Origin of the sequence: uncultured Brevundimonas sp. (genome assembly GCF_963975535.1) — a bacterium.
GTDB lineage: Bacteria > Pseudomonadota > Alphaproteobacteria > Caulobacterales > Caulobacteraceae > Brevundimonas.
This window is the reverse complement of record NZ_CAXBHE010000001.1, coordinates 262,815-288,150: the sequence shown is the minus strand read 5'-3', so window position 1 is coordinate 288,150 and position 25,336 is coordinate 262,815. Positions and strand designations below refer to the sequence as shown.

Here is a 25,336-nt window from a genome sequence, read left to right as displayed (position 1 = left end):
GCGTCAATCAACGGTTTCAGCCCCTTTCGGGTAGCGATACCGGCGCGGGGCTTGCTAGGCTGGTCGTCACGTTCCCGGGAGGCGATATGACGGCGGCACTGACGCTTGACGGACTGAGCAAGCGATACGGCGATTTTCATGCCGTGCGCGATCTCAGCTTCCAGGTCGAGAAGGGCACGATCTGCGGCTTCCTGGGTCCCAACGGGGCGGGCAAGACCTCCACCATCCGCATGATCCTGGGCCTGCAATCGGCCAGCGCCGGGCGGATCGACATCCTGGGGGCGAACGACGGGCGCAAGGTGCGCGACCGGATCGGCTTCCTGCCGGAGGAGCGCGGCCTCTACAAGAAGATGACCCCGGTCGAGGCCATCGCCTTCTTCGGGTCGCTGAAGGGACTGCCGACCGGCGAGGGCCGCCGTCGCGCCCGCGAGATGCTGGACGCCCAGGGACTGGGCGAGTCCAAGCGCAAGAAGATGAAGGAGCTGTCCAAGGGCATGTCCCAGAAGGTGCAGCTGATCGCGGCCGTGGTGCACCGGCCCGAGTTCGTGATCCTGGACGAGCCGTTTTCGGGCCTCGATCCGGTCAACCAGCAGGGGCTGGAGAGCATCATCCGTGATCTGGCCGCCAACGGGGCCACGGTCCTGTTCTCGACCCATGTGATGCAGCACGCCGAACGGCTGTGCGACAAGGTGGTGCTGCTGGCCCGGGGCCAGAAGGCGTTCGAGGGCACGGTGACCGAGGCGCGGGCGACCTCGCGCCGGTTCCTGGAGCTGGAGGGGGCGATCGCCCCGGCGCAGGCCGCCGCCCTGCCGGGGGTGACCCATGTGGATACGGTTTCGGACATGGACGGGGTCCGGGTGCTGAAGGCCCAGCTGTCGCCGGGTGGGCGGGGGCAGGACGCGCTGAAGGCGGCCTTCCTCGGCGGGCTGGACGTGCGCCGCTTCGAGCTGCGTGAGCCCAGTCTGCATGACGCCTTCATCGACCTGACCGGGGACAACCCCGACCAGGACCAGTCGGTGAGTGCCGCCCACGCGGAGATCGTCCGATGAAACGCATCCTGTTGATCGCGCGCCGGGAATACGGGGCCTATGCCCGCACCGTCGGCTTCTGGCTGTCGCTGCTGGCCTTTCCGATGTTCGCCGTCCTGGGCGGCGGGATTCCGCTGCTGATCAAGTCGTCCGAGCCCGTCAATGAGGTGGTGTTGATCGAGGAGGGACCCGAGGCCACGGGTCTGGCGGCGGCGGTGCGCGAAGCCCTGCAGGCCGATGTCGACCGACGATCGGCCCAGACCGAGGAGGCGGCGAAGGCCGCCCGGGCCATGGTGCCGGCGGGGACGGAGACCGGGACCGAGGCCGCTGCGGCCAGCCCGATGGTGAACAGCGCCGGAGCCAGTGCCGTGGCCGCCCTGGGGCGGTCGCGCATCCGGCTGGTCGAGACTCCGGCCGACATGGCCGCGGCCGCGCCGGGGGCCGAACAGGACGCCGTGGTGAACCGCTATCTCGGTGATGAAATTCCCAAGTCAGAACGGCTGGATGCGGTGGTCTTCCTGACCCGGGTCGAGGGGCGACCGGCGGCCCGGGTGTGGACGGCGGGCACGACCAACAGCACGGTCGAGAGCTTCGTCAAGCGATCGCTGCGCACCGCCAACAGCCGCCAGGTGTTCGAGGCCGCGGGCATCGACCCGGCCATCGTCGCCGAGACCGAGCGGTTCGAACCGGAGGTGACGGCCTTTTCACCCAAGTCGATCAGCGGCGGCGAACTGTCGTTCCGCGACCGGGCCCCGGCCTTCATCGGTCTGGCCTCGGGTTTCATCCTGTGGTCGCTGATCATCACCGGGGCCTCGATCCTGCTGAACAGCGTGATGGAGGAGAAGTCGAACCGGATCCTCGAGGTTCTGCTGTCCTCGGCCTCGGCCACGGAGATCCTGACCGGCAAGGTGCTGGGCGTGGCCCTGCTGACCCTGACGGTGATGGCGGCCTGGGGCGGGATCGGCGCGGTCAGTCTGATATCGTTCGCGCCGGACCGGGCGGGCGATATCGGCCAGGTGCTGCTGCACGGTGGCATCCTCGGCTATTTCGCGGCCTATATGGTCGGCGGCTATCTGATGTATGCGGTGCTGTTCGCCGCCATCGGGGCCTTCTGCGAGACGCCGCGCGACGCCCAGACCCTGATGGGGCCGATCATGATGATCCTGGTGGTGCCGATCCTGGTCATGCAGATGGCCCTGCAGACGCCTGACGCCCCGGTGGTCAAGATCCTGTCGTGGATCCCGTTCTTCACCCCGTTCCTGATGCTGGGCCGGATGCATGCCAATCCGCCGATGATCGAGATCGCCGGCACCATGGCCGGCATGTTCGTCACCGCCCTGTTCATGGTCTGGGTCGCCGGTCGCGCCTTCCGGGCCGGGGCCCTGTCCGACATCAAGCTGAGCTGGAAGAGCTTCGCCGGGGCGGTGAAGGGCGGACGGTAGGGGCAGGTTTCCTTCTCCCCTTGGGGGAGAAGGGCGCTGTTTCGAACAGGAAAAAGGCCGCCCCGGTTGCCCGGAGCGGCCTTTTGAATCTCTGATGGTCGCTTCGCCTATCCGCGCGCGGCACCGGGACCCGGCACGCGGGGCTTCGGAGGCGGCAGCAGGCCTTCGCGCTGCATACGCTTGCGCGCCAGCTTGCGGGCACGACGAACAGCCTCGGCCTTTTGACGGGCGCGCTTCTCCGACGGCTTCTCATAATGCACGTGGCGCTTCATTTCGCGGAAGCTGCCTTCGCGTTGCATCTTCTTCTTGAGGGCTTTGAGCGCTTGATCGACGTTATTATCGCGAACGAAAATCTGTACCAGGGTTATCTCTCCTTTGGCCGCCCGCCGCGTCCTTTCGAAGGGAGACGGGCAGACAAATAAAATCGTGTACCGTCGAGCATGGCCCACGGGTGAAGGCGGGCTGATACACGAGCGGGTCCACCCTGTCCAGATCGTCGCGGCGGGATATCGTGGCTCGCGAATGCCGTCCGGACGGCCTATTCTGGGGGCTGAAGACCGGGATTTCATTCTAGCCGAAGGCCGTTGGGCGCGCCATGACCGCATCGCAGACCTTGCCCCCCGCGGGCGACTGGGCCGACCGGATGGAGCAGGCGGTGCTTGATGCCGCCGTCCGTCTGGCCCCGCAGCAGGGGTGGAATGCGGCGATGGTGCGGGCGGCCTGCGCGGCCAATGATCTGTCGCGCGGCGACGAGGAGCTTTTGCTGCCCAACGGGGCGCGCGATCTGGCCGCCCTGTTGTCGCGCCGCCACGACGCCCGGGCCCTGGCCGAGCTGGCGACGGTCGAGGCCAAATCCCTGAAGATGCGCGAGCGAATCGCCCGGGCCGTGTCGGCGCGGATGGAGGCGGGGGCCGCCGATCTGGAGGCCACGCGCCGCTGCGCCGCCTTCCTGGCCCTGCCGCTGAACGTCGATCTGGGGCTGAAACTGGCGTGGGAGAGCGCCGATCACCTGTGGCACTGGGCCGGGGACACGGCCACCGACTGGAACCACTATTCGAAGCGCACCATCCTGTCGGGGATTCTTATTCCTGCGCTGACCATGCGCTGGTTCGACGGACGCGAGGCGGCCGAGGCCTTTGTGGCGCGCCGGATCGAGAACGTCATGAGTTTCGAGAAGTGGAAGGCGGGCAAGGATTTCGACGCGCCGTTCAAGCGGGTGACGGAGATGCTGAGTCGGATGCGGTACGGGGCGAAGGTCTAGGCACTGTCCCCCGGCTGGCCGGTGAGAAGGCGGGCGGCGGCCGCATGGGCCCTCGGGCTCAGTTCGCTCCGAAGAGCGGTCAGACATGTCGGCACCCCGGGCCGGGTGTGCTGAACGCCTTCGGCTAGCGAGAGACGATCCCAACGGTCGACCGCCTGAATCCACTGGCCAACCGACCTTGCAGACCGGCCGGGCAGGGCCCCCGAGGCCTCGATGCGTTGGCCATCGTCCAGCAGGATCGTGTACCGGATGCCTGGCGTGGTGTCCCAGCGACTGGTGCGCACGCCCGCGCATTCAATCTCGATCCCGACGATCCCCGAGAAGGGTACGGCGCGATCTTGCGCGTTCGGCCAGCCCTGGGTGATGGCGACGCCGGTGTGGGTCAGGCTGAATGTCGATTGTGTGCCCGACCCTGCGCTGCCGAGAGCAAGCAGGGCCAGCAGCCCGGCCGGTGCCCAGGTCCACCATGACAGACGCCGGGTCAGAAGGGTCAGTCCGCCCATTGCCAGCCCGACAACCATCGCCGCTGAAATTACCCCCGCCGCGTAGGGGCTGTGGTCCGGCCACCAGAGGAAGGTGTCCTGGGACGGGATCAACCGGGGTTCGGGCCGTACCAGCAACAGGATCAGGAGCGGCAGGAGCCAGGTGATGACGAAAACGAGCGTGGCACGTTGCCAGGGCGAACGGCTGGACGCCGCTTCTGACCCCCTGTCGGTCAAAGAGGCTTGACCCGGTTCACATGGGCCATCTTGCGGCCGGGGCGGGCCTCGGCCTTGCCGTACAGGTGCAGGCGGGCGTCGGGTTCGGCGGCCAGGGCGGGCCAGGCGTTGACGGCCTCGCCCAGCAGATTGGTCATCTCGACCCGGGCGTGGGCGGTGGTCGGACCCAGCGGCCAGCCGGCGACGGCGCGGATATGCTGTTCGAACTGGTCGCAGACGCAGCCGTCCTGGGTCCAGTGGCCGGTGTTGTGGACGCGCGGGGCGATCTCGTTGACCAGCAGCTCGCCGCTGCCGAGGTCGAACAGCTCGATGCCGATGACCCCGACATAGTCGAGCCCTTCCAGCACGGCGGTGGCGATGGCGCGGGCGCGGGCATCGGTCCCGGCATCCACCGCGGCCGGGGCCAGGGTGGTGGCCAGAACGCCGTCGGCATGGTGGTTCTGGCCCAGTGGATAGACGGCGATGCTGCCGTCGCGGCCACGGGCGGCGATGATCGACAGTTCGCGGGTGAAGTCGGCCCTGGCCTCGAGGATGGCGGGGACCTCGCCGATCGCCTTCCAGGCGGCGGCGGCCTGTTTGGCGGTGCGGATCCAGGCCTGGCCCTTGCCGTCATAGCCGTCGCGGCGGGTCTTGAGCAGGGCGGGCAGGCCCAGCCGGGTCACGGCGGCGGTCAGGTCGGCGAGGCTGTCGACGGCGGCGAAGGCCACCGTGGTGGCCCCGACAACGTTGAGGAAGGTCTTTTCCGCGACCCGGTCCTGGGCGGTGGACAGGGCGGTGGGGCCGGGCGCGACCAGGGCCCCGCCGCCGGCCAGTACCTCGATCGAGGCGGCGGGGACGTTCTCGAACTCGAAGGTCACCAGATCGCAGACGCGGCCCATCACATTGAGGGCGGTGGGATCGTCATAGGCGGCGACGATCTGGCCGCGCGAAACGCGTCCGGCCGGGCTGTTCTCTTCCGGGTCGAGGATGACGACGTCGAAGCCGAGGCGCGAGGCGGCCTGGGACAGCATCCGGCCCAACTGGCCGCCGCCGAGGATGCCGAGGGTGGAGCCGGGCGGAAGCGGAGCCACTCAGTCCTCGACCGTCTCGTGGACCGACTCGGTCAGGGCCTCGCGGTAGCTGGCGAGGCGACCGGCCAGGGTCTCGTCCGACAGGGCCAGGATCTGGGCGGCGAGGATGCCGGCGTTGGTGGCCCCGGCCTCGCCGATGGCCAGGGTGGCCACGGGCACGCCGCCGGGCATCTGGACGATGGACAGCAGGCTGTCGAGACCGCTGAGGGTCTTGGACTGGACCGGCACGCCCAGCACCGGCAGTTCGGTCATGGACGCGGCCATGCCCGGCAGGTGGGCGGCCCCGCCGGCGCCGGCGATGATGACCCTGAAGCCCGCGGTCTTGGCTCCGGCGGCGAAGTCGAACAGGCGTTTGGGGGTACGGTGGGCGCTGACCACCTTCGCCTCCCAGGCCACGCCGAGGCGATCGAGGGTTTCGGCGGCGCGCTTCATCGTCGGCCAGTCCGAGCGGCTGCCCATGATGATCGCCACGGGCGGTGTCGTCGCCATATCGCCGTTCTCCCCGGGCCCGCCGGAAGCGGACCTGACTGCGGAAGGGGGCGCGAGGGGGCCGGAACCCCCGGGCTCACGCTCCGGGAAAGAGGCCGGTTACAGCACACGCGTTGCGCCCGCAACCGAGGGCGATAGCATGGGGGTCGGTTGCGGCCACTGAGTCGCGCCGCCGGGAGTTCTTCTGACCGTGAGCCAGACGGCCGCTATTGACCTGAACGCCGAGATCGAGCGCCTGCGCGCCGAGGTCGAGGTCCTGCGTCTGCGGGCCGAGACGGCCGAGGCGGCGGCGGAGACCGATGTGCTGACCCCGGTGCTGAACCGGCGTGGCTTCGTCGGGGCGATGAACCGGACCATGGCCTATTGCCAGCGCCATAAGGTGCCCGCGGTGCTGTTGTATCTCGATCTGGACGGCTTCAAGCGGGTCAATGACGAGCTGGGTCACGCCGCCGGGGACGCCGCCCTGGTGCAGGTGGCCGAGCTGATGCTGACCAATCTGCGCGAATCGGACGCCGTCGGGCGGCTGGGCGGCGACGAGTTCGGCCTGCTGATGCTGAACGCCGGGGTCGAGGAGGGACGCGAGAAGGCCCGCAAGCTGTCGGCGGCGATGGAGGCCGAGGGCTTTACCTGGGAGGGGACCCGGGTCGCCCTGGGCGGCTCGTTCGGGGTGCGCGGCTGGACCGATCACAGCGACGCCGAGGTGTGGCTGGCCGAGGCCGACGCCGCCATGTGGCTGCGCAAGAAGGCGCGCTGAGGTCCGGCGACCCGTCGATCAGGCGATAATGTCGGGCAGTATGCGGTTCTCGACCTTGGCGATCTCGTCGCGCAGCACCAGCTTCTTGCGCTTGAGGCGGGCGATCCGCAGCTGATCCGGAATCGGAACCTCTCCCAGGGCCTCGATCGCGGCGTCGAGGTCGGCGTGTTCGGTCTGCAGGGTCTTGAGCCGCGCCAGCAGGGCGAGCTGCTCCTCGTTCAGATAGGGTAGGTCATCGTTCATGGTTCGGCCCCGGCGTCGTCGCTTATAACCGACCGGGGCTCAGGCCGGAAGCCGTTCGGCCAGACGGACCAGCGCCGGGCGCGGCGTGACGGTGCCCCAGGCCCGGGCGGCAGCGGCAAGGGCGGCGATCGGCGGCTGCGGCGTGGTGTCCGGTTCAGGGGCGAGCGCCTCCAGCGCGGCCAGCAGATGGCGTTCGGCCTCCAGCTCGACGGCCTTGACCCGGGTACGGACGGCCTCGCGGGCCGGATCGTCGATGTCGGGAATCGGGGCCTTGAGGGTGCGGCGCACGGCCCGCAGCGGGGCGACGGCGGCGAGGTCCCAGGCGCGGGCGGCGTCGGCGGCGGCCTCGAGCGTTTCCTCGTCCGGACGGCGGCCCGTAGCGGCGGTCCAGGCGGCCCACAGCAGCAGGGGCACGCTCTGTTCGTGGACGTCCTGCAGGGTCAGGCAGGTTTCGGACACGCCCTCGGCCCCGTAGGCCCGCACGGCCCAGTCCCACAGGCTCATGCCGGGGTCGGGCTGCTGAGGCCGTCCCAGCGGCGCACCGCGGCCCAGTCGAGGCCGAACAGGTCCAGCGCCCGACCCACGGACTGGTCGACCATTTCGGCGATCGATTCGGGGCGGGTGTAGAAGGCGGGCAGGGGCGGGGCGATGATCGCGCCCATCTCGGCCAGGGCGGTCATGGTGCGCAGATGGCCCAGGTGCAGCGGCGTCTCGCGCACCATCAGCACCAGCGGCCGGCGTTCCTTCAGGGTCACATCGGCGGCGCGGGTCAGCAGGGTCGAGGTCACGCCGGTGGCGATCTCGCCCATGGTGCGGACCGAGCAGGGCGCGATGATCATGCCCAGGGTGCGAAACGACCCCGAGGCGATTGTGGCGCCGACGTCGGTCAATTTGTGCACGACGGTCGCCTTGGCCGACAGGGCGTCGGGGCTGAGGTCGGTTTCCTGGGACAGGGTCAACAGGGCGGCGCGGGTCACGACAAGGTGACTTTCAACCCCGAGTTCGGCCAGGGCATCGAGCACCCGCGCGCCATGTATCACGCCCGATGCGCCGGAAATCCCGACCACGATGCGTGGCCGGTCGGTTCGTATGGCTCCGTTCACATCTTCGGCCAATTCGGGGTCCACGGTTTGGGTGCCTGGAGGGGCGGCGGGGTCACTGCTTTGTGATTCCACAGCCGTCTCCGTCAGGCGTTCATTGTGTGGTCCCTTAGACATGGAGGCGCAAGCCATGACCATTGAGGCTCGTATTCGCGAACTGGGAAACCGTCACCGTTCGCTGGATGAAATCATCCAGCGGGAAAGGATCCACCCCTCGGTGGATTCCCTGCAGATCCGGGAACTCAAGACACGGAAGCTGAGACTCAAGGAACAGATCACCAGTCTGGAGGCGCGAACGGGCTAGGCCCCGCGTCTCCGGAAACCAGAAACGGCCCCGGGAGCGATCCCGGGGCCGTTGTGCTGTCTGCCTCCGTTGGAGGAGGTGGATTGTCGGCGAAGCCGGCGAGACGGCGGAGGAAGCCCCCTCCACCGCTGCGCGATCCCCCTCCCCCGATGGGGGAGGCGCAAGGTCAGTCCTTGGTGCCGAACACCGAGGCGGCGGTCGGCTCGGCCCCGCGGCGCTCGCGTGCCTCGGGCACGAACTCGGGCTCGGCCGGTTCGGCCTCGACCGGCTGCATGGTGGCACCGCCCTTCTTGAGGTCGTCCTTCGCCTTCTTGTCGGCGGCCTTCTTGACCAGTTCGTCGAGCGCCAGCTGGCCGACGAGGCCGAGCGTCACCGGATCGACCGGCTTGATGTTGGCGCTGTTCCAGTGGGTGCGGTTGCGCACGCTGTCGATGGTCGACTTGGTCGTGCCGAGCAGTTTGGAGATCTGGGCGTCGGTGACTTCCGGATGGTTGCGCACGAACCAGGCGATGGCGTCCGGACGGTCCTGGCGGCGCGAGACCGGGGTGTATTTCGGGGCGGGCTTGCCGCCCTTCATCAGCTCGGCGTGGCGGCTGACCACGGCGCTCATGCGGTAGGTGTCGTCCGCCTGGGCCTTGTCCAGCTCCTCGCGGCTCAGCTGGCCGTTGACGAGGGGGTCGGCCCCGCGGATGTCGCGGGCCACGTCACCGTCGGCAATGCCACGCACCTCGAGCGGATGCAGACCGCAGAAATCGGCGATCTGGTCGAAGGAGAGGGAGGTGTTGTCCACCAGCCAGACCGCAGTGGCCTTGGGCATCAGGATATCGGTCATGAACGCGTTCCGGTTCTTGTCTTTTCAGCCCGGTCGCCGGGCTCTGGATACGACGGCGCCCGGCCTTTCGACCGGGCGTGCATGCTCATGATATAGGCTGTTTCGCGGGAAAAGAAAACGAAGACCGCCAGGATCATACAGCCAAGGTTCATCTCCGGGGATTGATGTTGACCTGCCCGGCGCGATCCGCGGCCGCAAACAGAAGGAGGACCCTATGTTGATCTCGAGCTTCGCCGCGCTTGCGGCCATGGTGACCGTGCCCCAGCAGGCCGCACCCCATAACGATCAGGAGCCGCAGCGGGTCTCGCCGCGCGGCAGCTACAGCCGCAGTTGCAGCGGCGACTACGTCAACCAGGGCCGGCTGTATGCCGACTGCCGCGACCGGCGCGGCAATGTGCGCGGGACCTCGATCGAGCTGAACCGCTGTTCCAGCCGCGACATCAGCAATGATGACGGCCTGCTGGTCTGCGGCCCGGTCCGCGGCGAGTATGAGGACCGCCGGGGAGACGGTCGCGGCGGTCGGGGCGATCGCTGGAACGACCGCGACAACGGCGGCGGTTGGGGGCGCGGCGGCCGCAGTTCGATCACCGTCTATCGCGACGCCGATTTCCGCGGGGCCTCGTACAGCTTCAACGGCGAGATCGTGAACCTGGGCAATACCGAGTTCAACGACGTGATCAGTTCAATGCGGTTCCGCGGTGAATGGGAAGTCTGCACCGACGCCTATTTCCGGGGCCAGTGCCAGACCTTCAGCGACGATGTCCGCAATCTGGACCGCTGGGGCATGAATGACCGGATCTCGTCGCTGCGTCCGGTGCGCCGCGGCCGCTGATCCCCGACGCCGCCGTCAGCCGGCGGTCAGCACCACCTTGCCGACGTGTTCGCCCGCCTCCAGCCGGAGGTGGGCGAGGGCGGCCTCGGCCAGGGGAAACACCGCCTCGACCGGCGGGCGGACCGCACCCGCAGACACCCATGGCCAGACGGTGGCCTCGACCGCCGCGATCAGCCGGGCCTTTTCGTCGGCGGGACGGGCGCGGAGGGTCGAGCCGGTCAGAACGATCTGCTTCATCATCACCCGGGCCAGATCGATCTCGGCGCGGTGGCCGGACAGGGTGGCGATGACCACCCAGCGCCCGAACGGCTTGAGGGCGTCGAGGTTGAGGGCGGCATAGTCAGCCCCGACCATGTCCAGGACCACATCGACCCCGCCGAATCCGGCGATGGCGGCGGCCATGTCATCGGTCGTGGCGTCGAGGCTGAGCTCAGCCCCGAGAGCCCTGGCGGCGGCGGCCTTGGCCGCGCCGCGCGAGGTGGCGATCACGCGGGCGCCGGCCGCCCGGGCCATCTGGAGGGCGGTGACGCCGATGCCGCTGGTCGCGCCGTGGACCAGCAGGGTCTCGCCCGCCTTCAGATCGCCTGCCTCGAACACATTGGCGAACACGGTGCAGACAGTCTCGGGCAGGGCGGCGGCCTGGACCCAGTCCAGGGCGTCGGGAACCGGCAGGGCGTGACGGGCGTCGACCACCGCATGGTCGGCATAGCCGCCACCGCCCAGCAGGGCGCAGACGCGATCCCCGACGGACCAGCGCGCGACGCCGTCGCCGACCTGGTCGACCTCGCCCGCGACCTCGAGACCGAGGATGTCGGAGGCTCCGGGCGGGGCCGGATAGCGGCCGAGCCGCTGCAGGATGTCGGGACGGTTGACGCCGGCGGCACGGACCCGGATGCGAATCTGGCCGGGGCCGGCGACCGGTTCGGGTCGATCGACCAGGGTCAGGGCGGTCGCCGGACCGGACCCGCCGGTGATTTCCACTGCCTTCATTTGAACCGTCCCGCCCTTGCAATCGTTCGTCGCTCAGCGTTCAGATAGGGGTTCGCGCGGTCCATGGCCAAGGAGGCGACGATGAGTCTGGAAGAATTGGAGCCCCGCCCGCAGCGTGGGGCGACTCTGACGGCGCTGGCGCGCGAGGACCTGGACCTGCTGTCCGTTGAGGAGCTGGGCGAACGGGTCGAGGCGCTGGAGGCGGAGATCGCCCGGGCGCGCGCGGCCATGGACGGCAAGTCCTCGCGCAAGAGCGCCGCCGACGCCCTTTTCAACTTCCGCTCGTAGCCGGGCATGGCCCGTGGCATGACCATTGCTGGTTTGACATTGAGGGCCCCGATTTGGGCCGACAGTGATACGGACGCCTGTGCTTTCCATGAGTGTATTTGAGTTGATGGCCAGCGACGACAACATCCTTTCCACCTCGGGTCGCAGCCGCGCAGCGGTTGTCGACGGTTTCGCGCGTTCGGAACTGTTCGACCGCACGTTCCGCGAGGGTATGGAGCTGGTCGAGGAAACCGCCGCCTATCTGGACGGCGACGGACGACGCGAATCCAAGATGCTGTCGCGGGCCGTGGCCCTGGCCTATGCGGGCGAGAGCATGAAACTGACCACCCGGTTGATGCAGATCGCCTCGTGGCTGCTGATCCAGCGCGCCGTGCGCGAGGGCGACATGGCGTCCGAGGCCGCGTGTGAGCCGCGCTACCGGCTGACCGAGCCCAAGGTCGAGATCGAGCCGACCCATCCCGAACTGCCGATCGCCCTGGTCGAATATCTGGTCCGGGCCGAGAAACTGTTCGGCCGGGTCCTGTATCTGGACCGCCGCATGTATCTCGACGGGCCCGAGGAAGAGGCCGAGAACGCCGTGCTGAGCCAGATGGGCAAGCTGGAAGCCGCGTTCAGGCTTTAGGGCAACACCCGATCGTTCCCGTCAGATCGTCATCCTCGGGACAAGCCCGAGGATGACGGGCAATAAGGGCTCTACGGCCCGACGTCGTTGGCGACGCGGGCCCCGTCATCGACCGGCTTGGGCAGGCTGACGGCGATGCCGAGGGCGGCGGCCAGCTTTTCGTCGCGGCTGTAGACGTCCTCGCGGAAGGCGACGCGGCCCTGGCCGTCGACGAAGGCGGTCCAGTACAGCAGGCGGACGGTGATTTCGCGACCGGTCTGGATGCGTTTGGTCTCGCGGCTGTCCTGGGCGGCGTCGAATTCCGCCAGCAGCATCGGATCGGGCGACAGCAGCAGGCGGGCGAACTCGACCGCGCCCTGGACGCGGACGCAGCCGTGGCTGCGCTGGCGCATCGACAGGTTGAAGGCCGATTTCGACGGGGTGTCGTGCAGGAAGATGGCGTAGCTGTCGCGCAGCTCGAACTTCACATAGCCGAGGGCGGCCGTGGGCCCGGCGCGCTGGATCACCGTGCCGTTGGAAATATACATGTTGTTGGCGGCCAGATAGCCGGGGCCGCGCGGCAGGATCTCGTTGCGGGCGATCGAGGCCGGGACATACCAGGGCGGATTGGCCACGACCGAGGCGAACGGCTTTTCAAGGCTGGGGGTCTGGTTGGCCGGCGAGCCGACGACGACGCGGTTGGAGTGAACCGGCTTGCCGTCCTTCCAGTAGACCATGATGGCGGCGGCGGTGTTGACCTCGATCCGCTCCGGCGCGAGGTCGCGCTTGAGCCAGCGACGGCGTTCCAGGTTGAGGGCGATCTGGCGGGCGCGGTCCTCGGCCGTGGCCGAGAGGGAGCGCTGGGTGCCGGCACCGATACGGGCGTCCGCGGCCAGGCCGTGACGGGTCTGGAAGCTGCGCACGGCCTCCTGGAGCTCGGGGCCGTAGAAGCCTCCGGCCAGGGCCAGGCGGGCACCGGCGGCGGCGCTGAGGTCGCCCTCGGCCACCAGGCGGCGGATCAGGGGCTGGATGCGCGGATCGCTGGTGTCGGGCTCGATCGTCGGGCCGGACGCGAACACGGGCCAGCCGCCGCCGTCGCGGATCAGGCGGCGGTAGCGGACATAGCCGGCGGACAGGTTGGTGTAGCCGATGTCGGTCGGGGCCAGGCCCTCGTACCAGTCGACCAGGGTGTTGCGGCTGATCGAATCGGCCATGCCGGCGGGCAGGTCGACGCGGTTCTTCTGCATCTCCCACAGATCCTCGACCGTCTCGGGCCGGACCCGGCCTTCGGACAGGACGCGGGCGTAGCCGAGGGCGGCGACCGTGGTGCGCATCTCGGCCGTGGCCGGATCGGCCGCGAGGGCAGGGAAGTCGAAGAAGTCGGCCGGGGACAGGCCGTGGCGCTCGGCCCGGCCGGCGGCGGTCTGCAGGGCGCGCAGGCGGTCGGCGTTCCACACCGGACGCCAGCCGGTGCGCTCGTAGAAGGCGCGGACGTCGCCCTGGAAGGCGGCGGGCAGGCGGGCCAGCTGGTCGTTGAAGGTGTCGTAGAAGGCATTGGTGCCGGGAGCACGAGGCTGCATCGGCACCTGCGCCAGCGCTGCCGTATTCGCCGCCGTGGTCATGGCCGCTGCCGCCACGCCCAGTCCCAGTTGCCGTCGGTTCATTTCAGTCGCTCTGCCTCGATCCGGCGTTGGACACGGTGTCCACGCCCCAGGATCGAACGGGCCCATGCTATCGACGTTCCGGACAAACAAAAAGCGCCGGTCCCGAGACCGGCGCTTTTCGTGGCCCTGAAGCCGCAGTCCACTACTTCTTGATGAAGCCGCCGAACTTGTTGTTGAAGCGCGAGACGCGACCGCCGCGGTCCAGCAGGTGGGCGTTGCCGCCGGTCCAGGCCGGATGGGTCGAGGGATCGATGTCCAGGTTCAGCGTCGCGCCTTCCTTCTGGTAGGTCGAGCGCGTCTGGTAGGACGTGCCGTCAGTCATCACCACGGTGATGAAATGGTAGTCGGGGTGCGTGTCCGCTTTCATGGTCGTCGTCCGGTCTCTGCGCGATGACGATGCCGACCGTCGGTGCGCGTCAATGAGAAAACCCGCCGAAGGCTCCGGCGGGAGAAGGGGCGGCGTTTACACCGGGGGGCGTTCCGGGGCAAGAGGCGGGCATATGACCCAGAGTTCGCCGCCCATCGCCCCGTCGTCTGAAGCCGAGGGGCGCCCCGGGGCCGGGGCCCTGCTGGTGGAGCAGATGGGGGAGGCCGGAGCCAGGCGGGCCAAGGCCCGGACGGTCCGGCCGCTGGGGCGGCTGCTGCCCTATCTGATGCGGCACAAGGCCCATGCCGCCATCGCCGTGTTCTGGCTGCTGCTGTCCACCGCCGGCTCCCTGGCCCTGACGGGTACGGCCCGCGGAGCCATCGACAACGGTTTCGACAACGCCGGTCGCGACCTGAATCTGTGGTTCCTGGTGCTGGGGGCCAATGCCCTGTTCCTGGGGCTGGCGACGGCCATCCGCTATTTCTACGTCACCAAGACCGGCGAGCGGGTCGTCGCCGACCTGCGCACCGGCCTGTTCGCGCGCATCCTGACGCTGGACCCGTCCTTCTATGCGCGGATGCGGACCGGCGAGGTGCTGTCGCGGCTGACGACGGATATCGCCCTGGTCGAGACCCTGCTGACCACCTCGGTCTCCTTTGCCCTGCGTAACGCCCTGACCATGGTGGGCGGGACCATCCTGCTGTCGGTGGTCAGTCTGAAGCTGACGGGACTGGTGCTGCTGACCGTGCCCTTCCTGCTGGGGCCGCTGTTCCTGTTCGGGCGACGGGTGCGCAAGCTGACGGTCCGGGCCCAGGATGAATTCGCCGGGGCCGTGGGCTTTGCCGGCGAGAGCGTCGACGCCATCGAGACCGTCCAGGCCTTCGGCCGTGAGGCCAGTGCCATCGCCCGCTTCGGTGCGGCGGTGGAGAAGGCGTTCGGCGTGTCGCTGGTGCGGATCAAGGCCCGGGCCCTGATGACGGCGATGATCATCGTGGTGATGTTCGGCGGCGTGACCCTGGTCCTGTGGCTGGGGGCCCAGGATGTGATCGCGGGGCGGATGACACCGGGGGCGCTGCTGCAGTTCGTGCTGCTGTCGGTGTTCGTCGCCGGCGCGGTGGGTGCGCTGGGCGAGAGCTGGGGCGATGTGCAGAAGGCGGCGGGGGCCATGGAGCGGATCGATGAACTGATGCGCGCCACACCCGGCATCGCCGCCCCGGCGCAGCCGCGCGCCTTGCCGGAGCCGCCACGGGGCGAGGTGTCGATGTCGGCGATCGATTTCGCCTATCCGGGACGGCCGGACCTGGCGGCGCTGAAGGGCTTCAGCCTGACCGTTCGACCGGGCGAGACGGTGGCCCTGGTGGGGCCGTCGGGAGCGGGCAAGAGCACGGTCTTCCGCCTGTTGCTGCGCTTCTACGACCCGCAGACGGGCACGGTGTCGGTCGACGGGGTCGATGTGCGCGAGGCCGATCCGGTGGCCGTGCGCCGCCGCTTCGCCTGGGTGTCGCAGGAAGCGCCGCTGTTTTCGGGTTCGGCGCTGGAGAACATCCGCTTCGGGCGTGAGGCGGCGACCGGGGACGAGGTCCGGGCCGTGGCCGACAAGGCCCAGGCGCTGGGCTTCATCGACGCCCTGCCGGAAGGATTCGACACGCCACTGGGTGAGCGCGGCAAGAGCCTGTCCGGCGGTCAGCGTCAGCGGCTGGCGATCGCCCGGGCCCTGGTGCGCAACGCCCCGATCCTGCTGCTGGACGAGGCGACCAGCGCGCTGGACGCGGGCAATGAGCAACTGGTGCAGCAGGCGCTGGACGCGGCCATGGAGGAGCGGACCACCCTGGTCATCGCCCACCGACTGGCGACCGTGCTGCGGGCTGACCGTATCGTGGTGATGGAGAACGGCGCGGTGGTGGATCAGGGCACCCACCTTGAACTGATCGCCCGGGGCGGCTTGTATGCGCGTCTGGCGGAGCTGCAATTCCGTTCGGACTGAACCCGGCCTGCCACGATCATCGGCGCGCCCAGCCTGAGGATACGGATGTCTGCCCTGATTGTGATGAGCCTGATGCTGTCCGCGCAGGCCCCGGCCGCTGCGTCCGACCTGCAGGCCGCCTTCCGAAACACGCTGGTTTCGACCTATCCGGACGGACGCACAGCGCGTCTGTGGCTGGCCGAGGACGGTCAGTACGAAGGGCAGGACCGGCGGGGCGGGCGCAATGCCGGAGTCTGGCGGGTGCGGGACGGCAAGCTGTGCCTGAGCCAGCGCCGCCCCCTGCCGATGCCGGGGCAGTTCTGCACGCCGATCGTCCGCGTCGCCGTGGGCGGCAGCTGGAGCACCCGGGCGATGACCGGTGAGACCATTCGCGTCACCCTGGTGGCGGGCCGCTAGAGCGGTCCAGCCCTAGAGGGCAGCGACGGCCACCGCGGCGGCCGGGAAGTCGCTGAAGGCGGCGTCGAGACCGAAGGTGCGGAACGCCGTCAGCCAGGCGGTCAGGTCGGCGGCCCCCGGCGGCAGGAAGGCCGGTTCGGCGCGGAAGGTCCAGGCGGCGACCTTCAGGCCCGCGGCATGGGCGTCGGCGATCAGGGACGTCGGGGCCCGGCCCGCATCCGGCGCGACCATGGCGGTCTCGACCCCGATCCAGCGCGCATAGCCCGCGACGGCCGCCAGCCCCGCAGGCGTGGCCATGGCGGCATAGGTCAGGTCCGGGCGGTCCACCGGCCCGCCCGCGACACTCATCAGCTGCAGCAGGGGCGCGTCGATGCGGGCGGCGAGCCGCCGCAGCGGACCGACCTCGAAACACTGGATCAGGATGGGCGCATCGGCCCCGGTCAGGGCGTTGGCCTCCAGCACGGCGACGAACAGGTCCTCCATCGGCAGGCCGGCGGCAGCGAAATGCGACGGATGTTTCAGTTCCGGGCAGACGCCGATCGGGCGGCCTGTGCGCCGCGAGCCCTCGCGGGCGATGTCGATGACCTGCTGGAAGGTCAGGACCGGTTCCCGGCCATCGAAGGCGGTATTGGCCGGGCGCACGGCGGGCAGGCGTTCGCGGGCGCGCAGGGTCTGCAGTTCGGCGAGGGTGAAGTCCTCGGTGAACCAGCCGTCGACCGTGTGGCCGTCGACGGTGCGGGTCGTGTGGCGTCCGGCGAATTCCGGATGATCGGCAACGTCGGTGGTGCCGCCGATCTCGTTCTCATGGCGCACGATCAGGACGCCGTCGCGCGACAGCACCAGGTCGGGCTCGATGAAGTCGGCCCCCTGGGCGATGGCCAGGTCATAGGCGGCGCGGGTGTGTTCGGGCCGTTCGCCCGAGGCCCCGCGATGCGCAATGACCAGCGGCGTCCCCATCGGTCCCGTCAGGTAGCCTGGAGGATCTTGCGCAGCTGCGGATGGATCTCGCTGTTGGCGGCGATGATCTGCTTGCCGTTCATCGGATCGCCGTCGATATCGATGGTCGAGACCATGCCGCCCGCCTCGGTGACGAACAGGATGCCGGCGGCCACGTCCCAGCGCTGCAGGTTGCGCTCGTAGTAGGCGTCGAAACGGCCGGCGGCGACCCAGGCCAGGTCCAGCGCCGAGGAGCCGAGGCGGCGGATACCGGCGACGCGCTGGCCGACGGCGTGGATGTCCTTGATCGACTGGGCGTGGCCGGTCTTGCCGATGAAGGGCAGGCCGGTGGCGATCAGGCTTTCGCTCATGTCGCGGCGGCCCGAGCAGCGGATGCGCTGGTCATTGAGATAGCAGCCCTTGCCCTTTTCGGCCCAGAACAGCTCGTTGGCGACGGGGTTGTAGGTGACGCCGGCGACGATCTCGGAGGTGCCGTCCGGCGCGCGCCGCTCCAGCCCGACCGTGATGGCGAAATGGGGGATGGCGTGCATGAAATTGGTGGTGCCGTCGATCGGATCGACGACCCAGGTATGGCTCTTGTCGGTGCCCTCCATCATGCCGCGCTCCTCACCGAGGAAGCCGTAGCCGGGGCGGGCCTTCATCAGCAGTTCGTAGAGGGTGTCCTCGGCCTTGATGTCGGCGGCGGTGACGAAATCCCCCGGGCCCTTGCGCGAGATCTGCAGCTGGGAGACCTCGCCGAAGTCGCGCAGCATCGGGCGGGCGGTCTTGCGGACTGCATCGAGCATGACCGAAACGAGAGCGGAGGCGAGAGCCATGGGGAATCTCCTGGTCCGCAGCTCCTGAAAAGGCATTTCGCCCGGAGGTGCGGAGAAGTTCAAGGGGGAAGGGCTTAGGGCTTAGGGCCTAGGAGGCGCATACAAGCCCCTAAGCCCTACTCACTACGACCTTTAATCCGCGCGGCGGACGTATTCGCCGGTCGCGGTGTCGACGACGATCTTCTCGCCGACGCCCATATAGGGCGGGATCATGATGCGCACGCCGTTGTTGGCGATGGCCGGCTTGTAGGAGGACGAGGCGGTCTGGCCCTTCACGGTGGGCTCGGTCTCGACGACCTCAAGATTGACCTGGTCGGGCAGCGACAGGCCGATGGGCCGGTCCTCGTGCATTTCGATGGTCACCTTCATCCCGTCCTGGAGATAGGCGATGCGATCCTCGCCGACCCAGTCCTTCTGCAGTTCGATCTGCTCGTAGTTGACGTCATCCATGAACACGAGGGCGTCGCCCTGCTCGTACAGATAGGAGAACTCCTTCTGCTCAAGCGTGACGCGCTCGACCTTGTCTTCGGAACGGAAGCGTTCGTTCAGCTTGTTGCCGGTCTCGAGGTTCTTGGCCTCGACGTTGGCGAAGGCCCCGCCCTTGCCGGGCTTGACGTGGCTGGCCTTGGTCACGACCCACAGGCCGCCGTTGTGCTGCAGGACCATGCCGGGCTTGATGGTGTTGCCGTTGATTTTCATGGGGTCTCAAATAGGGCTGGGGCGCGGCGACCAGACTGTCCGGCGCGCGCGATAATCGAGCGCTGTCCCTAGAGGAAGCGACACCATCCGGCAAGGCGGCGGGGCGTTCAGCCGGCGGCCGGGTTCCCGTCGCGTGATCGGCCCTGCAGCCTGTTGGCCAGGCGGACCCGGCCGCCGATCGGGGACGCCAGCTTGCCGGCCCCGACGTCGAGTTTGCGCGCCTCATGGGCGAAGGCGGCCGCGAGCCCGGCGGACGACATGGCGGCGGCGATCTGCAGGCCGCGTCCCGCCGGGCGCAGGGCGATCCACACGGCATTGACGGCCTGGGCCGCCGCCCAGAGACCGAGCGCGCTCTTGCGGCCGGGCCGGGACGGCGCGTTCCAGACCCTGAGCGCGGACAGGGTCGTGACCGAAAACATGGCCGGCAGCACCAGGCTGATCGGGCCGCGCGGGCGTTCGGTGACCGGGCCGTCCTGATCGTCGCTCCCGCTGTCCCGCCGCAGGGGGCGCAGGGTGCCGGTTGCAAAGGCGGTGGCCAGCAGGGCGAAGCCGGCCGTGACGGCCACGCCCAGAAGGATATGGCCGGGTCCGCGCCCTTCAGCATTGAAAAAGTCGGTGGCGGCGTCGCGCGCGTCGTCCAGCGTTTCGTCGATCGTGGTCATCGCTCATCCCTCTGCAACCGGTTGAGGAATGAGCGGGAGCGGGCGACAGTTCCCGGAGTCAGCCCGGATCGTCGTCGGGCACGGCCAGGTCGGCCGGGTCCAGGTCATAGTCCAGCAGGTCACCGGGGCGACAGCCCAGCGCCGCGCACAGGCGCGACAGGGTACTGAAGCGGATTCCCTTGACCTTGCCCGAGCGGAACAGGGACAACTGGGTCTCGCTGAGACCGATCTCGGCCGCCAGATCCCGGGCCTTCAGCCCTTTTTTGACGATCAGGGCGTCGAGGGTTACGCGAACCGGCATCAGATCATCTCGTCCAGTTCGGCCTGGACCTTGCCGGCCTGCTCCATGACCCCGCCGAGCAGGAACAGGGCGCCGCCGATCATGCCCAGGGTCATGCCCGGCACGTCGAAATAGGCCCAGCCGCCGCGCCCCCCCTCGACCAGTCGCATGACATTGGTGACGCCGAAGACGCTGAGCAGGCCGCCAAAACCGAGGGACAGGCCGACCCGGCGAAGGGCGTGCACGAGAGTCGGCTGGATCAACCGCCCTTTCGACAGCTGGCCCATGGCGGTGCCGATCGACCAGACGGCGAACAGGTAGAAGGCGGCGGGCAGGGCCCAGATCGTGTGCGCCAGCCACTGACGGGCCGGAACCAGATACTCGCCCCGCATCAGCAGGATGCCCGGGGCCACCAGATACATCAGGGCCAGCAGCCCACCGACGCTGATCACCATGAACACCGCCAGCCCGCGAAACTGGGCGCAGCGGCGGCGGAATTGGATCAGGTCGGTCTGGCTCATGGCGAAAATCCGGAGTCGGAAAGCTGTCTGATCTTTAATCTTGACTTAAAGGTGCGGGGTTTGCAACTTTATCTAAGAGTTAAACAAATCGGACCCGCCGCCATGAGTGTCGCCATTGAAACCCGGGGGCTGACCCGCCGGTTCGGTCGCCATCTGGCGGTGGACAGTGTGTCCATGTCGGTGCCGGACAAGGTCGTCTACGGCTTTCTGGGCCGCAACGGCGCGGGCAAGACGACGACGCTGAAGATGCTGCTCGGCCTGATCCGCCCGACCTCCGGTTCGGCGCGGGTCGCCGGCATCGACGTGAGCCGCGACCGCATCGGTGCCGCGCGCCGGGTCGGGGCGCTGCTGGAGGCGCACGGCTTCTACGCCAATCTGACCGGCCGCGAAAATCTCGACCTGACCCGCACCCTGCTCGGCCTGCGGGCCGGCGAGATCGACCGGGTGCTGGAGGTGGTGGAGATGGTCGAGCCGGCCCGTCGCCGGGTCTCGGACTTCTCGCTTGGTATGCGCCAGAGGTTGGGACTGGCCCGGGCCCTGCTGGGCGCGCCGCCGGTGCTGGTGCTGGACGAGCCGACCAATGGTCTCGACCCCGACGGCATCGCCGACATGCGCCGCTTCCTGAAGGCCTTGCCGGACCGCACCGGGGCCACGGTGCTGCTGTCCAGCCATCTGCTCGGCGAGATCGAACAGATCGCCAGCCATATCGGCATCCTCCATGAGGGCCGGCTGGTGCTGGAAGGGGAGCTGGCCAGGCTGAAGGCCGACCTGGCCCCCGAGATCGCACTCCGGGTCGACAATGTGGCCCGCGCGGCGACGGTCCTGCGCAGCCACGATCTGACCCTGTCGGAGCAGGACGGGGCACTGGTGGCGCAACTGCGGCGCGGGGACGACCATGACCGCGCCTGCGCGGGACTGAACCGGGCCCTGGTCGAGGCCGGCGTCGCGGTCTTCGCCATCGGGCCCCGCGCCCGCTCGCTGGAAGGCATCTATCGTCAGGTGTCGGTGCCCGATCCCGCTCGCCTCAAGCCGGAGCCCGTCTGATGCTGGCCGTCCTGTCCGTCGAACTGCGCAAGCTGAACCGGTCCCTCGCCCTGCTGCTGGCGCTGGCCGCCCCGTCGTTGATCGGGATCTTCATCTTCTTCAACATGATGCGTGGCGACACACCCCAGCCCTGGGCCATGTGGCTGGGAAGTTCCACAGGCATCTGGGCCTTCTTCATGTTGCCGATGAGTGTCACCGCCCTGACGGCCCTGGTCGCCCATATGGAGCACGGCCCCCGCTCATGGGATCACCTCCGGTCCCTGCCGGTGCCGCGCTGGCACCTTTATGCGGCCAAGGCGATCTGCGTCCTCTGCCTGGTGGCGGTCATGAGCCTGCTGAACCTTGGGCTCACCGTCGCGGCGGTCTCGGCCGGGGCGTCGATCAAGCCGATGCTGACGCCCACGGGCGATCCTGAATTGGCCGCCAGCCTGATGCTTCTGGGCAAGGTCTGGCTGGCCAGCCTGCTGATGGTGGCGCTGCAGTTCTGGACCGCGCTGCGCTTCGCCAGCTTTGTCCCCGCCCTGATCCTGGGCATCGGCGGCACCTTCTTCGCTGTGGTGGCGACGGTGGCCAGGGCGGGCGTCTTCTTCCCCTGGCAGATGCCGGTGAACATGCTGGCAACGGAGGCGTGGCGGGTGACCACCGCCCTCGGCCTGGGCGGTGGTCTGGGTCTGGTCGTGCTGACCCTCGCGGTGGCCCATCTGGCCCGCCGCGAGGTACTCTAGATCAGTTCCCCGTCGCGCTGCGGTCCGGGGCGATCTCGGTCATGGCGGACTGGAGATAGTTCGGCTCGCCCAGCTGTTCGATCAGTTTGAACTGGGCCTCGAGGAAGTCGATGTGTTCCTCGGTGTCAGCGAGAATTTCGGTCAGGATCTGCCGGCTGATGAAGTCCGAGGCGGCTTCGCACTGGGCGATGCCGTCGATCACGGTCTTGCGACCGCCCAGTTCCAGCGCCAGATCGGCCCCGAAGCATTCGACCACGCTCTCGCCGATCTTCAGCTTGTGCAGGTCCTGCAGGTTGGGCAGGCCATCGAGGAACAGCACGCGCTTGATCAGCTTGTCGGCGTGTTTCATCTCGCCGATCGATTCGTCGTAGATGACCTGGCCGAGGTGCTTCAGACCCCAGCTCTCGAACATGCGTGCGTGCAGGAAATACTGATTGACCGCTGTCAGCTCGTTGGTCAGCACCGCATTGAGGGTGCGGATAATCGCGGGGTCGCCCTTCATGGTCTTCGCCTTGTTATTCGGCGGCCAGAGCGAACGCCTCCTGGCTGTCCTGAATCATCTGCCGCATCTCGCAAACACATTTAGCACATTGAGCGGTGCATTGGTTGTTTGCGAAGATTTCGCGCGGGCGGGTGGCCCCGGCCTCGATGGCGAAGGCGACGTCACGCTGGCGCAGGCCGTTGCAGTTGCAGACATACACGGAAGGCGAATCCCGTCGGGCGTTGATAATGGTTCTCTATAGCACCGATTGAAGCGATTGCAAGTCGTTCGCATTGTCTGCCGGACGTTGACGTGTGCCGCCGATTGTCCCAGCGAGACCCATGGCCCGCACTCCCCAGATTCCGACCCGTCCGCCCTGCCGCCTGTATCTGATCACCCCGCCGGCGATTCCGGATCTCGACGGGTTTGCACGCGATCTGGAGGCGGCGCTGGGGGCCGGGGATGTGGCGGCGCTGCAGATCCGGCTCAAGGATGCCGACGACGCCGCCATCCTGACGGCGGTCGAGCGGCTGGGGCCGATCGCCCGCGCTCACGACGTGGCGCTGATCCTCAATGACCGGCCCGACCTGGCGGCCCGCTCGGGCTGCGACGGCGTGCATCTGGGGCAGGGCGACGCCTCGGTGGCCGAGGCCCGCCGCCTGATGGGGCCGGACGCCATGATCGGCGTCACCTGTCACGACAGTCGCGAACTGGCCATGGACGCGGCCGAGGCCGGTGCGGACTATGTCGCCTTCGGGGCCTTCTTTCCGACCACGACCAAGGCGACGACGCATTGCCCCGATCCCGAGATTCTGACGATCTGGCAGGAGACCGTCGAAATTCCCTGCGTGGCCATCGGCGGGATCACCGCCGCCAATGCCGGGGCGCTGGCGCGGGCGGGGGCGGATTTCGTGGCGGTGAGCGCGGCGGTCTGGGGCCATCCGCGGGGGGCGGCGCAGTCGGTCGGGGAGATTCTCGGGAGTATGGCGATGAGCGCCTGAATTTCAGGGGATATTAGTGAAGCCGATGCATGGTTACCGACTGATTTTGTGCGCCGAGACCTGACCTGATGACTGCGAGCCCCGCGGACCAATCCGCCGATCCTGCCCGAAAGGAGCCGGTCGCCCCCCGACCGGCCCCCGCCGGACGCAGCAGCGCCGCCGCATTCTTCGCCGAGCCGCTGGCACCGGTCTTCACGACCGTCGGTGTCGTCATTCTGGTCGTTCTGGCGATCGAATTCTCACGTTCGGCGGGGCTGGTCGCGGCCCTGTGGGGGGCCGGGGGGCTGGCCGTGGTCGTGTGGCTGCGCAATGCGCGGGGACCGATGTATGACCTGTGCTTCGGCAGTCTGATCGCGGTCGGCATCATGACCGGTGAGTTTCTGGTCGGAAACTCGACCCCGTTGTCCATCATGTTCACCGTGGCCAACATGATCGAGATCGTCGGGGCCGTGCTGTTGGCGCGGCGTTTCGCGCCGAACCTGAACCTGTCCACCGTCGAAGGCACCAGCCGCTTCCTGCTCAGCGCCGCCGTGCTGGCGCCGATTCCCGCAGGCCTGTTCGCCGCGGCCATGCTGGAGCTGATGACCGGACAGGGCTTCGCCTATTCGTTCGGCACCTGGTGGCTGGGGCACGCGATGGGGATCGCCGTCATCGGGGCCTTCGGCCTGGCCATGACCCGACGCAATCTGGCGCTGATCGCCCGCCCGGTGAAGATGCTGGAGGCGCTGCTTCTTCTGGGTCTGCTGACCGGGACCAGTGTCGCCATCTTCTCGCACCTGAGCCTGCCCCTGGGTTTCGTGATCCTGCCGATCCTGCTGGTGATCGCCGTGCGGCTGCGGGTTCTGGGGGTGACGGCAGCCCTGCTGATCGTGACCGTTCTGGCGGTCGGCGGCAGCATGGCCGGCTTCGGCCCCTATGCGCAGCGGTTCGAGGGGACGGATCGTGCCCTGATGGCGCAGATGCTGGTGCTGCTGGGCTATATGCCGGTTCTGCTTGTCGCCGCCCTGCTGGAAGAGCGCGACCGGCTGGCTGACCGCGCCAAGGCGGGTCAGGCCCGGGCCGAGCGGGCGTCCGAAGCCAAGTCGCGGCTGCTGGCCAATGTGGCCCATGAGGTCAAGAGTCCGGTCGGCGGCATCATCGGTATCGGCGAGCTGTGGCAGACGGGCCAGTTGGGCCCGATCACGCCGGTTCAGGCGGAAATGGCCGAGATGCTGGTCAAGACGGCCCGTCAGATCGAAACCCTGTCCCATGATCTGCTGGATGTCGCCCGGGCCGAGTCCGGGGCGGTCAAGGTCGAGTTGCGGCCCACCGATGTGCGCGGGGTTCTGGAGGACGTGCGTCGCGCCGTGGCCCTGCGACCGGAGTCCCGCGAGGTGCAGCTGGAGCTGGAGTGTGTGGGCGACGGTCTGGTCGCCCTGGCCGATTCCCAGCGCCTGGCCCAGGTGGTCGCCAACCTGGCGTCGAACGCCGTCAAATACGGCGGGGCGGGCGGTACGGTGACCTTCCGCGCCAGCCGGGTCCACGACGCCGTCCGCCTCGAAGTGATCGACAACGGCCCCGGCCTGTCGGTGGAGAAACAGGCGCAGCTGTTCGAACCGTTCAACCGGCTGGGGCTCGAGCGGTCGACCGTCGAGGGACACGGCATCGGCCTGGCCCTGGCCAAGCGGCTGACGGAACTGCAGGGCGGCACCATCGGGGTGAGGTCCCGGCCCGGCGAAGGCGCCACCTTCTGGGTCGAGCTGCCGGCGGCGTGACCGGGACCGGTCGCGCCGGGGCCTTGCGATCGC

33 protein-coding genes are annotated in these 25,336 nt (G+C 68.6%); 14 read left to right on the top strand and 19 right to left on the bottom strand.

Translation table 11 applies throughout. The features are described 5' to 3' along the window. Nucleotides 1-86: 86 nt before the first annotated feature. Nucleotides 87-1,049 carry an ATP-binding cassette domain-containing protein gene (locus tag AACZ75_RS01365; protein WP_339870764.1) on the top strand — a complete coding sequence of 321 codons (963 nt, stop codon included), beginning with the start codon at nt 87-89 and terminating at the stop codon, nt 1,047-1,049. After that, nucleotides 1,046-2,470 carry an ABC transporter permease gene (locus tag AACZ75_RS01360; protein WP_339870763.1) on the top strand — a complete coding sequence of 475 codons (1,425 nt, stop codon included), beginning with the start codon at nt 1,046-1,048 and terminating at the stop codon, nt 2,468-2,470. The genes AACZ75_RS01365 and AACZ75_RS01360 overlap by 4 nt, the downstream gene beginning before the upstream one ends. A 107-nt stretch (nt 2,471-2,577) precedes the next feature. On the opposite strand, the gene rpsU is transcribed toward AACZ75_RS01360, so the two are convergent. After that, a complete protein-coding gene (gene rpsU, locus AACZ75_RS01355) occupies nt 2,578-2,832 on the bottom strand; it encodes a 30S ribosomal protein S21 (protein WP_339870985.1) in 255 nt (84 codons plus the stop codon). Between the two features lie 233 nt (nt 2,833-3,065). On the opposite strand from rpsU, the gene AACZ75_RS01350 reads away from it, so the two are divergent. Beyond that, a complete protein-coding gene (locus AACZ75_RS01350; protein WP_339870762.1) occupies nt 3,066-3,731 on the top strand; it encodes a COQ9 family protein in 666 nt (221 codons plus the stop codon). On the opposite strand, the gene AACZ75_RS01345 is transcribed toward AACZ75_RS01350, so the two are convergent. Genes AACZ75_RS01345 through purE form a run of 3 tightly spaced genes read right to left on the bottom strand, consistent with a single transcriptional unit; the run spans nt 3,728 to nt 6,009 of the window. Further along, nucleotides 3,728-4,450, bottom strand: a complete 723-nt coding sequence (locus tag AACZ75_RS01345) for a hypothetical protein (protein ID WP_339870761.1) — start codon at nt 4,448-4,450, stop codon at nt 3,728-3,730. The genes AACZ75_RS01350 and AACZ75_RS01345 overlap by 4 nt on opposite strands. Next, nucleotides 4,447-5,520: a 5-(carboxyamino)imidazole ribonucleotide synthase gene (locus AACZ75_RS01340; protein ID WP_339870760.1), complete on the bottom strand. Its 1,074-nt coding sequence runs from the start codon at nt 5,518-5,520 to the stop codon at nt 4,447-4,449. The genes AACZ75_RS01345 and AACZ75_RS01340 overlap by 4 nt, the downstream gene beginning before the upstream one ends. Continuing rightward, complete coding sequence (gene purE, locus AACZ75_RS01335) at nt 5,521-6,009, bottom strand: 5-(carboxyamino)imidazole ribonucleotide mutase (protein WP_339870759.1); 489 nt, start codon at nt 6,007-6,009, stop codon at nt 5,521-5,523. Nucleotides 6,010-6,199: 190 nt separating this feature from the next. On the opposite strand from purE, the gene AACZ75_RS01330 reads away from it, so the two are divergent. Next, nucleotides 6,200-6,763, top strand: a complete 564-nt coding sequence (locus tag AACZ75_RS01330; RefSeq protein ID WP_339870758.1) for a GGDEF domain-containing protein — start codon at nt 6,200-6,202, stop codon at nt 6,761-6,763. A gap of 18 nt (nt 6,764-6,781) precedes the next feature. Here AACZ75_RS01330 and AACZ75_RS01325 read toward each other — a convergent pair whose 3' ends face one another. From AACZ75_RS01325 to AACZ75_RS01315, 3 genes are read right to left on the bottom strand one after another with little or no spacing between them, the layout of a single operon-like run. Beyond that, entirely contained in the window at nt 6,782-7,006 is a 225-nt protein-coding gene (locus AACZ75_RS01325) for a DUF465 domain-containing protein (protein WP_339870756.1), read from the bottom strand. Nucleotides 7,007-7,045: 39 nt separating this feature from the next. Beyond that, complete coding sequence (locus tag AACZ75_RS01320) at nt 7,046-7,510, bottom strand: TIGR02444 family protein (RefSeq protein WP_339870755.1); 465 nt, start codon at nt 7,508-7,510, stop codon at nt 7,046-7,048. Next, nucleotides 7,507-8,121 carry a UbiX family flavin prenyltransferase gene (locus tag AACZ75_RS01315; protein ID WP_339870983.1) on the bottom strand — a complete coding sequence of 205 codons (615 nt, stop codon included), beginning with the start codon at nt 8,119-8,121 and terminating at the stop codon, nt 7,507-7,509. Before AACZ75_RS01315 ends, AACZ75_RS01320 begins: the two co-directional genes overlap by 4 nt. A 115-nt stretch (nt 8,122-8,236) precedes the next feature. Here AACZ75_RS01315 and AACZ75_RS01310 point away from each other — a divergent pair, with 115 nt between their 5' ends. After that, complete coding sequence (locus AACZ75_RS01310) at nt 8,237-8,410, top strand: DUF465 domain-containing protein (protein ID WP_339870754.1); 174 nt, start codon at nt 8,237-8,239, stop codon at nt 8,408-8,410. 166 nt (nt 8,411-8,576) lie between these two features. Here AACZ75_RS01310 and AACZ75_RS01305 read toward each other — a convergent pair whose 3' ends face one another. Further along, entirely contained in the window at nt 8,577-9,242 is a 666-nt protein-coding gene (locus tag AACZ75_RS01305) for a cell cycle transcriptional regulator TrcR (RefSeq protein ID WP_339870753.1), read from the bottom strand. A gap of 214 nt (nt 9,243-9,456) precedes the next feature. On the opposite strand from AACZ75_RS01305, the gene AACZ75_RS01300 reads away from it, so the two are divergent. Next, nucleotides 9,457-10,074 carry a beta/gamma crystallin-related protein gene (locus AACZ75_RS01300; RefSeq protein WP_339870752.1) on the top strand — a complete coding sequence of 206 codons (618 nt, stop codon included), beginning with the start codon at nt 9,457-9,459 and terminating at the stop codon, nt 10,072-10,074. A gap of 15 nt (nt 10,075-10,089) precedes the next feature. On the opposite strand, the gene AACZ75_RS01295 is transcribed toward AACZ75_RS01300, so the two are convergent. After that, the gene (locus AACZ75_RS01295; RefSeq protein WP_339870751.1) at nt 10,090-11,064 is read right to left on the bottom strand and encodes an NAD(P)H-quinone oxidoreductase; all 975 of its coding nucleotides are present in this window, start codon (nt 11,062-11,064) and stop codon (nt 10,090-10,092) included. A gap of 81 nt (nt 11,065-11,145) precedes the next feature. Between AACZ75_RS01295 and AACZ75_RS01290 the strand changes: the two genes are divergently transcribed. Beyond that, nucleotides 11,146-11,352 carry a DUF1192 domain-containing protein gene (locus AACZ75_RS01290; protein ID WP_339870750.1) on the top strand — a complete coding sequence of 69 codons (207 nt, stop codon included), beginning with the start codon at nt 11,146-11,148 and terminating at the stop codon, nt 11,350-11,352. Nucleotides 11,353-11,440: 88 nt separating this feature from the next. Beyond that, nucleotides 11,441-11,974, top strand: a complete 534-nt coding sequence (locus AACZ75_RS01285; protein ID WP_339870749.1) for a DUF1465 family protein — start codon at nt 11,441-11,443, stop codon at nt 11,972-11,974. 71 nt (nt 11,975-12,045) lie between these two features. On the opposite strand, the gene AACZ75_RS01280 is transcribed toward AACZ75_RS01285, so the two are convergent. Next, nucleotides 12,046-13,617: a L,D-transpeptidase family protein gene (locus AACZ75_RS01280; RefSeq protein WP_339870747.1), complete on the bottom strand. Its 1,572-nt coding sequence runs from the start codon at nt 13,615-13,617 to the stop codon at nt 12,046-12,048. A 142-nt stretch (nt 13,618-13,759) separates the two neighbouring features. Further along, complete coding sequence (gene rpmE / locus AACZ75_RS01275) at nt 13,760-13,984, bottom strand: 50S ribosomal protein L31 (RefSeq protein WP_300443442.1); 225 nt, start codon at nt 13,982-13,984, stop codon at nt 13,760-13,762. A 133-nt stretch (nt 13,985-14,117) separates the two neighbouring features. On the opposite strand from rpmE, the gene AACZ75_RS01270 reads away from it, so the two are divergent. Further along, the gene (locus AACZ75_RS01270; RefSeq protein WP_339870745.1) at nt 14,118-15,968 is read left to right on the top strand and encodes an ABC transporter transmembrane domain-containing protein; all 1,851 of its coding nucleotides are present in this window, start codon (nt 14,118-14,120) and stop codon (nt 15,966-15,968) included. A 45-nt stretch (nt 15,969-16,013) separates the two neighbouring features. Then, nucleotides 16,014-16,364, top strand: coding sequence for a hypothetical protein (locus AACZ75_RS01265; RefSeq protein WP_339870744.1), 351 nt, complete (start codon nt 16,014-16,016; stop codon nt 16,362-16,364). Between the two features lie 12 nt (nt 16,365-16,376). On the opposite strand, the gene AACZ75_RS01260 is transcribed toward AACZ75_RS01265, so the two are convergent. The 6 genes from AACZ75_RS01260 to AACZ75_RS01235 form a co-directional block, all read right to left on the bottom strand. Further along, nucleotides 16,377-17,321, bottom strand: coding sequence for a glycerophosphodiester phosphodiesterase family protein (locus AACZ75_RS01260; protein ID WP_339870742.1), 945 nt, complete (start codon nt 17,319-17,321; stop codon nt 16,377-16,379). 8 nt (nt 17,322-17,329) lie between these two features. Beyond that, nucleotides 17,330-18,136 carry an inositol monophosphatase family protein gene (locus tag AACZ75_RS01255; protein WP_339870741.1) on the bottom strand — a complete coding sequence of 269 codons (807 nt, stop codon included), beginning with the start codon at nt 18,134-18,136 and terminating at the stop codon, nt 17,330-17,332. Between the two features lie 132 nt (nt 18,137-18,268). Then, complete coding sequence (efp, locus tag AACZ75_RS01250) at nt 18,269-18,835, bottom strand: elongation factor P (protein WP_339870740.1); 567 nt, start codon at nt 18,833-18,835, stop codon at nt 18,269-18,271. Nucleotides 18,836-18,942: 107 nt separating this feature from the next. After that, nucleotides 18,943-19,497 carry a TspO protein gene (locus tag AACZ75_RS01245; protein WP_339870739.1) on the bottom strand — a complete coding sequence of 185 codons (555 nt, stop codon included), beginning with the start codon at nt 19,495-19,497 and terminating at the stop codon, nt 18,943-18,945. Between the two features lie 58 nt (nt 19,498-19,555). Then, nucleotides 19,556-19,798, bottom strand: a complete 243-nt coding sequence (locus AACZ75_RS01240; RefSeq protein WP_339870738.1) for a helix-turn-helix transcriptional regulator — start codon at nt 19,796-19,798, stop codon at nt 19,556-19,558. Continuing rightward, on the bottom strand, nt 19,798-20,298 hold the full coding sequence (locus tag AACZ75_RS01235) for a DUF2975 domain-containing protein (RefSeq protein WP_339870737.1): 501 nt from the start codon (nt 20,296-20,298) through the stop codon (nt 19,798-19,800). Before AACZ75_RS01235 ends, AACZ75_RS01240 begins: the two co-directional genes overlap by 1 nt. A gap of 102 nt (nt 20,299-20,400) precedes the next feature. On the opposite strand from AACZ75_RS01235, the gene AACZ75_RS01230 reads away from it, so the two are divergent. Both AACZ75_RS01230 and AACZ75_RS01225 read left to right on the top strand, forming a co-directional pair. Further along, the gene (locus AACZ75_RS01230; RefSeq protein ID WP_339870735.1) at nt 20,401-21,342 is read left to right on the top strand and encodes an ABC transporter ATP-binding protein; all 942 of its coding nucleotides are present in this window, start codon (nt 20,401-20,403) and stop codon (nt 21,340-21,342) included. Next, a complete protein-coding gene (locus AACZ75_RS01225; RefSeq protein WP_339870734.1) occupies nt 21,342-22,067 on the top strand; it encodes an ABC transporter permease in 726 nt (241 codons plus the stop codon). Before AACZ75_RS01230 ends, AACZ75_RS01225 begins: the two co-directional genes overlap by 1 nt. A gap of 1 nt (nt 22,068) precedes the next feature. Here the strand turns inward: AACZ75_RS01225 and bfr are convergent, their stop codons facing one another. Together bfr and AACZ75_RS01215 are read right to left on the bottom strand one after the other, a co-directional pair. After that, nucleotides 22,069-22,569 (bottom strand): bacterioferritin, encoded by a 501-nt coding sequence (bfr, locus tag AACZ75_RS01220; protein WP_339870733.1) that lies wholly within the window; start codon nt 22,567-22,569, stop codon nt 22,069-22,071. A gap of 13 nt (nt 22,570-22,582) precedes the next feature. Further along, complete coding sequence (locus AACZ75_RS01215) at nt 22,583-22,768, bottom strand: (2Fe-2S)-binding protein (RefSeq protein WP_339870732.1); 186 nt, start codon at nt 22,766-22,768, stop codon at nt 22,583-22,585. Nucleotides 22,769-22,889: 121 nt separating this feature from the next. Here AACZ75_RS01215 and thiE point away from each other — a divergent pair, with 121 nt between their 5' ends. Continuing rightward, nucleotides 22,890-23,549 carry a thiamine phosphate synthase gene (gene thiE / locus AACZ75_RS01210; RefSeq protein WP_339870731.1) on the top strand — a complete coding sequence of 220 codons (660 nt, stop codon included), beginning with the start codon at nt 22,890-22,892 and terminating at the stop codon, nt 23,547-23,549. Nucleotides 23,550-23,617: 68 nt separating this feature from the next. Next, nucleotides 23,618-25,303: an ATP-binding protein gene (locus AACZ75_RS01205; protein WP_339870730.1), complete on the top strand. Its 1,686-nt coding sequence runs from the start codon at nt 23,618-23,620 to the stop codon at nt 25,301-25,303. Nucleotides 25,304-25,336 lie beyond the last annotated feature (33 nt).